This window comes from Enterococcus sp. DIV2419 (genome assembly GCF_051711865.1).
Lineage (GTDB): Bacteria > Bacillota > Bacilli > Lactobacillales > Enterococcaceae > Enterococcus > Enterococcus faecalis.
Genome location: NZ_JBIONS010000001.1, coordinates 2,314,992 through 2,327,848, shown reverse-complemented (window position 1 = coordinate 2,327,848; position 12,857 = coordinate 2,314,992). Strand labels below are relative to the sequence as shown.

The following is a 12,857-nucleotide window of genomic DNA, read 5'->3' as shown; positions in this document are numbered from 1 at the left end:
GACAAAAATCACTTTGGATTTTTGCTCCACGCTCAAAAACTGATAAACGGCGGGAACAGAACCAACTCCTTCGGAAATAAGCCGAAATTCTCCAAAAATTAAAGAGCAATTTTCGGAAATTTCTTCTTATTTCTCGGAGCTAAACGGTTCTGTCCCGACCTCTTTTTAACTTAAATGTAACCGTAAGCGAACCATATCCTTTAAAGGCAAGCCGTTTTCTATAATAGGCTCATCATAATGATGGATAAAAAAATCTGGTTCAATATGTGTCATTCGAAAACCGACTTTTTGGTAGAGATATAGCTGTTGAAAGCCTGTGCTCCCAGTCCCAATCTCCAAGGAATCATACTTTTCTTTTTTGGCAAAATCAATGGCAAAATGTAATAATTCTTGCCCGATGCCCCGCCCTCGGCTTTCTTCTGAGACAGCGATGTTTACGATTTCCAATGTCCGTGGGTGAGTCGGCAACAGGACTAAAATTCCTTGAAGTTCTTCAGTCTGATAGTCAAAGCAAATACCGCGGGTAATGTAATCTGCCACCATTTTTTTTGATGGATCTGCCTCATAAAGAAGAGCGTAATGCGCAGTTGTAAGTGCTTCTTTTTTGACTTTTTTAATCATAGGTAGGATTCTCCTTTTATTGATAAGTATACTGTAATTGAAAGAAGTGTGGGCAGATTTTTCATAAGAAGATAAAAATCACATGAAAAGTCTTGGAAAAGGTCTGGCATTCTTCAGAGTTTTCATTATAATAGTAAAAGACAATGAAGTTTTTGAAAAGAAAGAGGTTTATACATGAAAGATAGTCAGCCAATTATCATTGGTGTTACTGGCGGATCAGGAAGCGGAAAAACCAGTGTTAGCCGTGCGATTTTTAATAATTTTCCCGATCATTCAATTATGATGTTAGAACAGGATTCTTATTATAAAGATCAGAGCCATTTGAGTTTTGAAGAACGTTTAAATACCAATTATGATCATCCTTTTGCGTTTGATACAGATTTATTGATTCAACATGTTGAACAACTGTTAAACTATCAAGCCATTGAAAAGCCAGTTTATGACTACGTTGCGCATACAAGAAGTACAGAAACGGTGATACAAGAACCGAAAGAAGTAATTATTCTTGAAGGGATTTTAATTTTAGAAGATCGCCGCTTAAGGGATTTAATGGATATTAAAGTGTATGTGGATACAGATGATGACATCCGTATTATTCGTCGAATCAAGCGTGATATGGAAGAACGTGGCCGTACGTTGGATTCTGTGATTGAACAATATTTGACAGTCGTGAAGCCCATGTATCACCAATTTATTGAACCTACGAAACGTTATGCAGATATCATTGTGCCAGAAGGTGGCGAAAACCATGTAGCTATTGATTTAATTAATACAAAAGTGGATAGTATTTTAACAAAAATGTAATAGTCAGCTTAAATAGCCGTCTCTATATCAGAGTCGACTGTTTAAGCTTTTTTTGACTTTTAAAGGGTGGTTTTATCAAATATTTTAAGGGATAGCTAAAAAGTTGAAAATATTGCAAGAAACAATATGCTATAATTTTTTAAAGGAAAAGGAGGGAAGGGAATCTGAATGATAAAAAGAGGTGAGGTTTTTTATGCGAATCTCTCACCAGTTGTTGGTTCTGAACAAGGTGGGATTCGGCCTGTCCTGATTATTCAAAATAACAAAGGTAACTTATTTAGTCCAACGTTGATTGTTGCACCGATTACCCGTAACGTAAGCAAGCGGCTGCAACCAACGCAAGTCCTCATCGAAATTCCCCATAACGAGTGCAGGACGCCATCACTTATTTTGTTAGAACAAATTCGAACATTGGATAAAGAACGAATGCTACACAAGGTTTGTCAACTTTCTCGTGAAGAGATGGAACAGGTCAATCAAGCTTTAAAAGTTAGCGTTGGTATCCGTTAATTTACATATAAAGAAATCGTTTTGGGGAAACGGTTTCTTTTTTTGTTGAAATGGTTTCCAAATATTCGTTTTTCTCGTATAGTGAAAGAGGAGGCGATCACATGGATAAAATTCGTTATGGAATTATGAGTACTGCCCAAATTGTCCCAAGATTTGTAGCAGGGATTCGAGAAAGCGCGCAAGCTGAAGTGCGCGGGATTGCATCAAGGAGTCTAGAGAATGCTCAAAAAATGGCTAAAGAATTAGCGATTCCGGTGGCTTATGGCAGTTATGAAGAGTTATGTAAGGATGAAACAATTGATATTATTTATATTCCCACCTATAATCAAGGACATTACTCAGCAGCTAAGCTTGCGTTATCACAAGGAAAACCCGTCCTACTGGAAAAACCATTTACATTAAATGCTGCTGAAGCAGAAGAACTCTTCGCAATCGCACAGGAGCAAGGGGTTTTTCTAATGGAAGCTCAGAAGTCTGTCTTTTTACCAATTACCCAAAAAGTAAAGGCGACAATTCAAGAAGGGAGATTGGGAGAGATTTTATGGGTTCAGTCAGTTACTGCCTATCCCAATGTGGACCATATTCCCTGGTTTTACTCGAGAGAAGCGGGTGGTGGAGCGCTTCATGGCTCAGGAAGTTATCCATTACAATACTTACAATACGTATTAGGGAAAGAGATTCAAGCGGTTACGGGAACCGCAACATATCAGCAAGGGGCGACGGATAGTCAATGTAATTTAGCTTTGAAATTTGCTGAAGGGACGCTGGGCAATATTTTTATTAATGTTGGTTTAAAGATACCTAGTGAAATGACCATCTGTGGGACAAAAGGGCAAATCGTTATTCCTAATTTCTGGAAAACAGATTGTGCTTATTATACAGATGCTCAAGGCAACACTGTCAAATGGTCTGAACAATTCACTAGTGAATTTACCTATGAAATCAATCATGTGAATCAATGTTTACAAGATAAAAAGTTAACTAGCCCCGTAATGACGAAGGAATTAACGATAGCAACCGTTAAAATTGTTGAAAGTTTTTATCAAGAATGGTTTGATAACGAATAATTACCATCACTTGCTATCCAAACTATTCTGTGTTAAAGTGTGTTTTATGCGACGAGTTGACTCAATCAGATAGCTTCGGCTATTCCGTTTTGACGGCTAGTGATTGTCAAACACAACGACACCAGATAGTACGGCTATCAGTTACCGGATTTGTAACGTGTCGGACAGAATACTTTTGTGGAGAAGGTTTCTGTCTATTTATGCAAATAAATAGTGTGGTATCCCTTAACAGTTACTACTGTTAAGGGATTTTTTTGTATGAGAAGAGAAGTGTTGCACTTTTATAAGTGCAACTTTTTTGTGTTGTGGAACAGATAAAATAACGCTATAGTTTTAAGTGTAAAGGGAAAAGAAAAGAGGTGACAAGGTATGACCGTGTTGTTGTCCAAAAGAGCGATAAATATTTTATTGATGCTTTTGGATTTGGAAGGGAGTATTACCACGCAAGAATTAGCTGAGAACTTTACTGTCAGCGTTCGAACAATTAAGTATGATTTAGAAGATATTCGTGCTTGGTTTGAACAGCACGATGAGACACTTTATTCAAAACGAAATAAGGGAATCTGGCTAGATTTACCTGACTCTAAACGCTTACTGTTAAAAAATGAAATTATCGATGTCGATCGATTTGAAACCTATCCTGATCAAAAAAGACGAGTCAATGTATTGATTTTTCAGTTATTGTCAGTCAAAGGGTACTTAACGGCACAGCAGCTAGCAGATGAATTATTAGTGAGTCGAAACACAATTGTCAGTGATTTGGAACAGGTCGAACGGTTGCTGCAAGCATATGATTTAACCTTAATTCGCCAAGCACGGCAAGGGTTTACAATTAGTGGTGAAGAAAGCAATGTACGATTACTGATGGAATTTATCACTCAAAAAGAACTTACAGAATACGATATTTACCAAATTATGAACTATGTGACAAAGACAAAAGGGGCTGAAAAAATCCCTAAAATTAAATTTGGGTCAGGGACATTGTTTCAAGGTTGTTATCGTAGTGCATTGAAAAAAATGCGAAATTTAATTAATCCACTCGATCAAAATCAATTTGATTATGCCGAAATATTATCTATTACGTTGAGAGTGGCAATTGCCGCAGCACGTATGCAGATGGCACATACAATTGGGACTTACCGAGTATTATCGCAAAAAACACGCTTTGAACAACGGAACGAAGTACCACTTTTACTTTTACAAGAGGTGTTTGAACGGTATGACTTGCCTTTATTAGCGGATGAATATTTTTATATTTATAGTGATTTATTCGGAACCCATCAACGGCAAGATATGGTTCAATTAACAAAGCAAGTGATTGAAAGCGTTTCAAAAGAGCTGAATTATCCTTTTGTAAATGATCGCCAATTATTTACGAACTTGTTTGCACACCTGTCCTTACGTTTTACAAAGAAACATTTATTTATTAATGAATACAATCCGTTTTCTGAAGAAATCAAAGGAAAACACCCAGCGTTATTTTTAGCTATTCAAAGTGCCTGTAAACAATTAATTCAACGTTCTGTTTTGTTAGTCAACGATTCTTTCTGCGCATATATTGCGTTGCATTTTTTGGCAGCTCAGGAACGACAACAGCAGGAAGCTAAAGTTGTTAGGATTGTGTATGTTTGCTCGACGGGCTTAGGTGTGACCAGTTTAATTGAACAAAAAATTTTAGAGGAAGTACCAAACGTTGAACTCGCAGGATTTGCTTCTGTTTTAAATGCAACTGAAGTGATTCAAGCAGAAAAGCCCGATTTGGTATTGAGTATTTTCCCAATTGAAGAAATGACATACCCATTTATTAAAGTTAGTCCATTGTTGACGGACACAGACTTAAGTTTGATTCGGGAAGAGGTCGATAAAATTTTATTAGGGAAACGTCAAGGAAAAGGTACCGCTCGCTCCATGAAATCTGATGTAATTGAAAAAAATGAACGGATACAAAGCCAAGATTTGTTAGTAAAAGCGTATATTATTTATGAAGAGTTAAAACGAATGTTTCAAACAAAGTTACTGAGCGAATATCAAGAAGCCTTTTTACTTCACGTTTTATTAATGACACATCGGATTACGTTTAATAAGCAATACGAAGAGATTCCTTGTAATAGAGAAGTATCTCATGAAAGGCAAGAAGAAATTCGGCAAATTGAATGTTTATTTGCTAAAAATGAGTTACCTGTCAATCATGCTGAAATTTCAGCATTACTTAATTATTTAGAACAACCAAAGGAGGAAGAGGATGGAACTAGCAATGGAAGCACAGGAGATCATTCGACAAAGTGCTGAACCAGAAAAGCTACAATCGATTATCAAACAAACCAGTGCGCGATTAGCAGAAGCACAAATTGAACCAACGGAATTACAGTGGACGATTTTGATCAACCATCTCAATGAGATGCTGAATCGTTCAAGAGAAGGAACGACATTATCTGGTGTTGATCGGACGTTATTTACGGAACTAACACCAGAAACGTTGAAAATTGCACAAGAAACAACAGAAGCAATTGGTCAGTTATCAGAAGATGAATGGTATGTTTTAGCTGTTCATTTTGAAGTTGCTAAACAAAACAATTAATAGGAGGAAAAGTTATGATTACAGTAGTTATCGCAGATCGTTTAGGAAAAGGACAAAATGTTGCAAAAGGAGTGGAGCAAGCCGGTGGTCGCGCGGTTGTTGTTCCAGGAATGGGCGCTGATATGCGTTTAGGAGATGTGATGCAACAAGAAAAGGCAGATTTAGGCATTTCTTTCTGTGGCAGTGGTGGTGCAGGGGCGTTAACGGCTGCTACTAAATACGGGTATCCCGAAAGACATGGCATGCGATCAATCGAAGAAGGGGTAACAGCAATTAACGATGGGAAAACTGTTCTTGGATTTGGTTTTATGGATCAGGAAGAACTTGGTAAACGAGTAACTGAAGCATTTATTAAGAAACACGGAGCATAGAAAGTAGTAACTTAGAAAGGAGCGGTAATTATGGATGCCACAAAACGGTCAACACAAACCGTGATTGTTTCTGGAAAAGGTAATAAGAAGAATGAAGCTTTTGCAAGTGCATTGAATGATGTTTCAAAAAAAGTATTAAAAGATACAACAGAGGTCCTCATCCGGATTGAACCGAAAGAAGTAACTATTCGTCAGGCAAAAGAACAAGTTTATACAGAAAAATTTCTGTTCTTCTTCTTTCCTAGAAAGAGAGTGATTTATCATGTCGAACTAGCTGTAGAAGTGGAAATCCAAGCCATTGCAGTCGAAGAAGTTGATTTTTTAACGGAAACAATTAAAGAACCGAACGCAGTAGTAGTTCCGTTTCTTTCAAAAAGAGGCGTATAAAGGGAGGAAGAAGGAATGGAATTTGTAATCATTTTGCTGAAGTCATTGCTTATTGGTGGTTTACTAGGTTTTGCAGCTGGCGCAGGCGCTGCTCGGATGTTTCATGCACCACAAACGCAAGGGTTAGGGGCATTTAGAACATTAGGAGAAATGAACGCGGCACAAGGAGATCCAGCATCACACTTTTCTTTTGGTTTAGGTTTTTTCTTTAATGCTTGGGCTTCGGCCGTCGGAGCAGGTGCCTTTACACAAGATGTGACCCACCGGATTGTGCCTAACTGGGCTGCAGCAATTTTATTGGTAAAGGATAAAGATGTCACTAAAACGATGCATAATCCCAAAAAAATGGGGATTGTCGGGGCCTTTGTAGGAATGGCGACTGTGGCTTTCTTAAATAGTACAGCTGCAGCAATTCCAGAATCGCTACAAGTAACAGCAGTTGCGGTGTTGGTACCTGCAGCAACGATTTTAATCAATACTGTGATGCCTGTTTTATTCTGGCTAGCGGCTTTAGATGCAGGAAAACGGACAGGTTTCTGGGGAACATTATTTGGCGGATTATCTCAATTAGTCATGGGCAATGCTGTCCCAGGAGTTGTATTAGGGATCTTAATCGGTAAAGGTGTCGATGATTTAGGGTGGACCCGAATGACACGCGGCATGCTTGGTGCCATTATCTTATTATTTATTTTAAGTGGCTTCTTCCGAGGGTTCGACTTAGAAATGATCGAAAGTTTCCGCTTGTCTATTCCTCAATGGTTAAATAATTTACACAATGTCTTCACCGTTAAATAGAAAAAAGGAGGTCTCATAGATGGAACAGCAAGAAAAAAATGAATGGGCACAACAAGATCAAGAAATTCAAGAAGGTTTAAAAGGCAAAAGTTTTTGGTATGCTGATTGGGGCTTTCCGATTTTAGTCGGGATTATGTCAGCGGCAATTTTTGCAGGAACACATATGTATGTAGTTTATGGTGTGGGCGCCTTTAATGAAGTTTCAATTGTTGCGATGCTAAAAGCTGGTTTAGATGGTGGTTCTTATGGCGCTGCCGCAGCATTTGGTGCAAGTTTCCTGTTTGCACGAATTTTAGAAGGTTCTTTAGTCGGAATTTTAGATTTAGGTGGCTCAATTTTAACGGGGATCGGGATTGGCGTACCTGCAATTTTCCTCAGCATGGGTATTAAAGCACCTGTAGAAAACTTTGGCTTAGCACTTTTAACAGGTGCGCTACTAGGGTTAGCAGTTGGTGGCGTAATTGTGTTGATTCGGAAATTTACTATCAATCAAGGAAATTCCACTTTTGGTGCGGATGTGATGATGGGGGCTGGTAATGCCTCAGGACGTTTCTTAGGCCCGTTAATTATTTTGAGTGCGGCGGGTGCTTCGATTCCTATTGGGATTGGTGCTACATTAGGAGCTTTAGGTTTTTACATTTGGAAAAAGCCAATCGCTGGGGGCGCAATTTTAGGCGCAATGATTTTTGGTGCAATATTCCCAGTTTCTTTATAATAAGAAAAAGCCTTTTGTTTTGCACTTTCTCTGTCACAAATAAGAATAAGCGTTTACATTATAATGTTACTATGTTATTATAAATGCGAAATAATTATTATTTTTATTAGTTGAACGGAGGAATTAACAAATGAATGGTTTTGTACAGTGGATGGAAGTTAAGTTAATGCCGATTGCGAATAAATTTGGTTCGCAACGCCATATGACAGCGATTAGAAAAGGATTAATTGCAACGATGCCTTTAACAATTGTGGGCTCATTCTTTACAATTTTTCAAAATATTCCAATTGAGGCATACACAAAATTGATTGAACCTTATCAAGCAATTTTAGATATTCCTTCCCGCTATACGATGGGGTTACTTGCACTTTATGCAACATTTGGGATTGCTTCATCATTGGCCAAAAGTTATAAGCTTGACTCTTTGACGTGCGGAATTTTAGCATTAATGGCCTTTTTAGTAACAGCGGCACCACCAACACGTGTCTTTGAAGATGTTGACAACGTCATTACAGCAGGGCGCTATATTAATTTAGCAAATTTAGGTTCAGCTTCTTTATTTGGTGCGATTGTAACAGCGCTGTTATCTGTTGAAATTTATCGCTTCTTTATTGAAAAAGATATTATGATTAAGATGCCAGATGGCGTACCGCCTGAAGTGTCAAATTCATTTATTGCGTTAATTCCAGGAGCAGTTATTCTTTTATTATTCTGGGTTATTCGCCACGTAATTGGTTTTGATTTGAATGGTTTCTTGAGTACGTTATTAATGCCACTTAAAGGTATCCTTGCTGGTAACAGTTTATTTGGCGGCTTACTAACAGTCTTCTTAATCTGTTTCTTCTGGGTTTTAGGGATTCATGGTCCAGCGATTATGGGCCCAGTTATTCGTCCTTTCTGGGATATGTCGATTGCAGAAAACCTTGAAGCTTTTACCAATGGCGCAAACGTTCATCAGTTACCTAATATTTTTACAGAACAGTTTTTACAATGGTTTATCTGGATTGGTGGCGCTGGAACTACGCTTTCTTTAGTTGTTTTAATGATGTTTTCTAAATCAACGTATCTGAAAAGTCTTGGCCGTTTATCGTTCTTACCAGGCTTGTTTAATATTAATGAACCAGTTATTTTTGGAACGCCTATCGTAATGAATCCTATTTTAGGTATTCCGTTTATCGTGGCACCGTTAATTACCACAACGTTATCTTATTTCTTAACAGTCGCTAATATAATTCCGATGATGGCTGCACGCTTAGCGTTTGCAATTCCAGCACCAATTGCTGCTTGGATGAGTACCAATTGGAGTTTCTCGGCCGCAGTATTAGTGATTGTTAACTTCTTAATTACAATGGCTATCTACTATCCATTTTTCAAAGTTTATGAAAAACAACAATTGGATAAAGAAGCAGAAGAATTAGCAGCTGAACAAGCAGCAAAAAATTAAAAAATGTTAGGGCGGGTGTTCTGATATGAATATCCTGCCCCTTCTAAGTCAGAGAAGAAAGTCAGGAGCGTATAAGATGATTATTTGGTTCATTTTCTTTTTTATCGTTAGTCAAATTATTATAGAAAAAGGGCAGTTGCCTACTGTTGTTTATCAATTTGGTTTGGTAAAGACGTTGGCTCTACAACAATCCTGTGTAGCTCGGTGATTGCTTGGAAATTTCGAAATAAATTTGAAAATAGCGGAGTGTGAGAACGAAGATGAAAAGAGCATTAGGTGTATCAGTTTATCCAGATCATAGTGATATCAATCAAGATAAAGCGTATTTAAAAAAAGCCAGCGAATGTGGGTTTACTCGAATTTTTATGAGTATGTTAGAAGTGACCGATGGCAAAGAAGCGGTTCAGAAAAAATTTAAAGAATTAATTAGTTATGCGAAAAATTTAGGATTTGAAACAATTTTAGATGTCGTTCCAAGTATCTTTGATGAATTGGAAATTTCATATGATGATTTGACTTTTTTCAGCGAATTAGGAGCTGATGGGATTCGATTGGATACAGGTTTTGATGGAAATAAAGAAGCCATGTTGACGTTTAATCCATTCGGCGTGGCTATTGAGCTGAATATGAGTAATGATGTTGCTTATCTTGATAACATTTTGACGTATGAAGCGAATCGACCTTTCTTATATGGTTGTCATAACTTTTATCCACAAGCGGGAACTGCATTGCCGTATGATTTCTTTGAAAAATGTAGCATCCGCTTTAAAAAGGAAGGTATTCGGACAGCTGCTTTTATTTCATCACAGGTAGGTGAAATTGGTCCTTGGGATGTGAATGATGGGCTACCTACTTTAGAAATGCATAGACAGTTACCAGTCACTGTTCAAGCTAAACATTTATTTGCAACAAATTTAATTGATGATGTTGTTATTGGAAATGCTTATGCTTCCAACGAAGAATTAGAAGCATTGGGTCAGTTAAATCGTTATCAAACAGAATTGACCATTGTTTTTGAAGAAGCGACTTCTGAAATTGAAAAAGAAATCGTAACAAAAAATCAACATTTTCGCCGTGGAGATATCACTCAGCAGATGATTCGTTCCACAGAAGTGCGTAAAAAATATAAAAATGAAGCTAATCCCCCACATGATAATCAAGCAATGCTACAAGCTGGAGATGTTGTTGTGGGAAATGATGCATTTGGAAAATACAAAAATGAATTACAAGTCGTTTTAGAACCACATCAAGACTCACGCAAAAATCGAGTAGGGCGTATTATAGAAGAAGAACTTGTATTATTAGAATTCATTAAGCCTTGGACAAAATTTAGATTTATAGAAAAGTAGGGAAGAATATGGACTACGATTTACTTATAAAAAATGGACAGACAGTAGATGGTATGCCTGTTGAAATTGCAATTAAAGAGAAAAAAATAGCTGCTGTTGCAGCAACTATTTCAGGTTCTGCAAAAGAAACTATCCACTTAGAACCAGGTACTTATGTATCCGCAGGCTGGATAGATGATCACGTTCATTGTTTTGAAAAAATGGCTCTTTATTATGATTATCCAGATGAAATTGGGGTCAAAAAGGGTGTTACGACAGTGATTGATGCTGGGACAACAGGTGCTGAAAACATTCATGAATTTTATGACTTAGCGCAGCAAGCAAAAACAAATGTTTTTGGATTAGTCAATATTTCTAAATGGGGCATCGTTGCTCAGGACGAACTCGCAGATTTAAGTAAAGTACAAGCGAGTTTAGTCAAAAAAGCGATTCAAGAATTACCAGATTTTGTTGTAGGGATTAAAGCCCGTATGAGTAGGACCGTTATTGGCGATAACGGCATTACGCCTTTAGAATTGGCCAAACAGATTCAGCAAGAGAACCAAGAAATTCCCTTAATGGTTCACATTGGATCAGCACCGCCTCATTTAGATGAAATTTTAGCCTTGATGGAAAAAGGGGATGTCCTAACCCATTGTTTTAATGGGAAAGAAAATGGTATCTTAGACCAAGCAACGGATAAAATAAAAGATTTCGCTTGGCAAGCGTACAACAAAGGAGTCGTATTTGATATCGGGCATGGTACGGATAGTTTCAATTTTCACGTAGCTGAAACAGCGTTGCGCGAGGGAATGAAAGCTGCATCAATTAGCACAGATATCTACATCCGTAACCGAGAAAATGGTCCTGTTTATGATTTAGCCACAACGATGGAAAAACTCCGTGTGGTCGGCTATGATTGGCCAGAAATTATTGAAAAGGTAACCAAGGCTCCTGCTGAGAATTTCCATTTAACGCAAAAAGGCACGTTGGAAATAGGTAAAGATGCTGATTTAACGATTTTCACGATTCAAGCAGAAGAAAAAACATTGACTGATTCTAATGGATTGACACGAGTAGCCAAAGAGCAAATTCGCCCAATCAAAACAATTATTGGAGGACAAATCTATGACAATTAGTTACGAAAAATTCCACTTAAAAGAAGTCATTAATGCTTCTGGCAAAATGACCATTCTAGGTGTCTCCAAAGTTTCGGAGGCAGTCCTAGCAGCTCAACGATTCGGCGGCGAACATTTCTTTGAAATGAGTGAACTTAGTGTGCAAACAGGGGCCTTTTTAGCCAACTTGTTGAAGGTAGAAGATGCCCAAATCGTTTCCTCGGCTTCGGCGGGGATTGCCCAATCGGTGGCTGCCTTGATTGGAAAAGGCAGCTTGTACCACGCGTATCATCCCTATACAGAAAAGATCGAACAACGGGAGATTGTTTTACCTAAAGGGCACAATGTGGACTATGGCACGCCTGTAGAAGTCATGGTAGCGCAAGGCGGCGGCCAAGTGGTGGAAGCTGGCTACGCCAACATGTGCAGTCCAGAACACGTGGAAATGATGATTTCTGAAAAAACAGCGGCCATTCTATACATCAAAAGCCATCATACCGTGCAAAAAAGTATGCTGACGGTGGCCGAAGCGGCCAAAGTGGCGCAACGCCACAAGGTGCCGCTAATTGTTGACGCGGCAGCAGAAGAAGATCTTTTCAAATACACCGAAGCAGGCGCTGATTTGGTGATTTACAGCGGCGCCAAAGCCATTGAAGGGCCAAGTGCCGGTTTAGTGGTCGGGAAAAAAGAATACATTGACTGGGTGCGCCTACAAGGCAAAGGCATTGGTCGAGCAATGAAAATTGGCAAAGACAATATCCTGGGCTTTACGCAAGCAGTGGAAGAATACTTGGCACATGGCAGTGAATCAGGGGCTTCGATGCAAGAACGCTTAAAACCGTTTGTTGAAGCCATCAACAACCTGTCAGATTTAACCGCCAAAATTGTCCAAGATGGCGCTGGCCGAGACATTTATCGCGCCAGTGTCAAAGTGGACGGCAGAAAAAACGCTAAGGAAGTCATCCAAGCATTAAAAGCAGAAAGTCCAGCCATTTATACGCGAGAATATCAAGCCAACAATGGCATCATTGAATTTGACATTCGTTCTGTCAATCAAGAAGAAATGAACAAAATCGTGCAACGATTACAAGAAATTATGGACACAAAGGAGAAATAAGT

General features: G+C 38.4%; 14 protein-coding genes and 1 pseudogene. 14 read left to right on the top strand and 1 reads right to left on the bottom strand.

Annotated elements, in window-relative coordinates:
- Positions 1–165 precede the first annotated feature (165 nt).
- A complete protein-coding gene (locus IGI97_RS10975; protein WP_002386989.1) occupies positions 166–621 on the bottom strand; it encodes a GNAT family N-acetyltransferase in 456 nt (151 codons plus the stop codon).
- A 174-nt stretch (positions 622–795) separates the two neighbouring features.
- On the opposite strand from IGI97_RS10975, the gene udk reads away from it, so the two are divergent.
- The 14 genes and pseudogenes from udk to IGI97_RS10905 all read left to right on the top strand — a co-directional run bounded on the left by udk (position 796) and on the right by IGI97_RS10905 (position 12,855).
- Positions 796–1,425 (top strand): uridine kinase, encoded by a 630-nt coding sequence (gene udk, locus IGI97_RS10970; RefSeq protein ID WP_002355702.1) that lies wholly within the window; start codon positions 796–798, stop codon positions 1,423–1,425.
- A gap of 168 nt (positions 1,426–1,593) precedes the next feature.
- Complete coding sequence (locus tag IGI97_RS10965) at positions 1,594–1,935, top strand: type II toxin-antitoxin system PemK/MazF family toxin (RefSeq protein ID WP_002355703.1); 342 nt, start codon at positions 1,594–1,596, stop codon at positions 1,933–1,935.
- A 101-nt stretch (positions 1,936–2,036) separates the two neighbouring features.
- Positions 2,037–3,002, top strand: coding sequence for a Gfo/Idh/MocA family protein (locus tag IGI97_RS10960; RefSeq protein ID WP_285706037.1), 966 nt, complete (start codon positions 2,037–2,039; stop codon positions 3,000–3,002).
- 369 nt (positions 3,003–3,371) lie between these two features.
- Entirely contained in the window at positions 3,372–5,291 is a 1,920-nt protein-coding gene (locus IGI97_RS10955; RefSeq protein ID WP_438738630.1) for a BglG family transcription antiterminator, read from the top strand.
- Positions 5,257–5,580: a PRD domain-containing protein gene (locus tag IGI97_RS10950; RefSeq protein ID WP_002393661.1), complete on the top strand. Its 324-nt coding sequence runs from the start codon at positions 5,257–5,259 to the stop codon at positions 5,578–5,580. Before IGI97_RS10955 ends, IGI97_RS10950 begins: the two co-directional genes overlap by 35 nt.
- Before the next feature lie 14 nt (positions 5,581–5,594).
- Entirely contained in the window at positions 5,595–5,951 is a 357-nt protein-coding gene (locus IGI97_RS10945) for a glycine-rich SFCGS family protein (RefSeq protein ID WP_002355707.1), read from the top strand.
- 30 nt (positions 5,952–5,981) lie between these two features.
- On the top strand, positions 5,982–6,338 hold the full coding sequence (locus tag IGI97_RS10940; RefSeq protein ID WP_375804764.1) for a DUF4312 family protein: 357 nt from the start codon (positions 5,982–5,984) through the stop codon (positions 6,336–6,338).
- A gap of 15 nt (positions 6,339–6,353) precedes the next feature.
- Positions 6,354–7,133: a DUF4311 domain-containing protein gene (locus IGI97_RS10935; RefSeq protein ID WP_002355709.1), complete on the top strand. Its 780-nt coding sequence runs from the start codon at positions 6,354–6,356 to the stop codon at positions 7,131–7,133.
- Positions 7,134–7,152: 19 nt separating this feature from the next.
- Positions 7,153–7,848 (top strand): DUF4310 family protein, encoded by a 696-nt coding sequence (locus IGI97_RS10930; protein ID WP_438738628.1) that lies wholly within the window; start codon positions 7,153–7,155, stop codon positions 7,846–7,848.
- Positions 7,849–7,978: 130 nt separating this feature from the next.
- Positions 7,979–9,292, top strand: a complete 1,314-nt coding sequence (locus IGI97_RS10925; protein ID WP_002358780.1) for a PTS sugar transporter subunit IIC — start codon at positions 7,979–7,981, stop codon at positions 9,290–9,292.
- 25 nt (positions 9,293–9,317) lie between these two features.
- Positions 9,318–9,544 (top strand): annotated as a pseudogene (locus tag IGI97_RS10920) (hypothetical protein).
- Between the two features lie 8 nt (positions 9,545–9,552).
- A complete protein-coding gene (locus IGI97_RS10915) occupies positions 9,553–10,641 on the top strand; it encodes a DUF871 domain-containing protein (RefSeq protein WP_438738625.1) in 1,089 nt (362 codons plus the stop codon).
- An 8-nt stretch (positions 10,642–10,649) separates the two neighbouring features.
- Positions 10,650–11,759: an amidohydrolase/deacetylase family metallohydrolase gene (locus IGI97_RS10910; RefSeq protein WP_002381282.1), complete on the top strand. Its 1,110-nt coding sequence runs from the start codon at positions 10,650–10,652 to the stop codon at positions 11,757–11,759.
- Positions 11,749–12,855 carry a DgaE family pyridoxal phosphate-dependent ammonia lyase gene (locus IGI97_RS10905; RefSeq protein ID WP_311792166.1) on the top strand — a complete coding sequence of 369 codons (1,107 nt, stop codon included), beginning with the start codon at positions 11,749–11,751 and terminating at the stop codon, positions 12,853–12,855. Before IGI97_RS10910 ends, IGI97_RS10905 begins: the two co-directional genes overlap by 11 nt.
- Positions 12,856–12,857 lie beyond the last annotated feature (2 nt).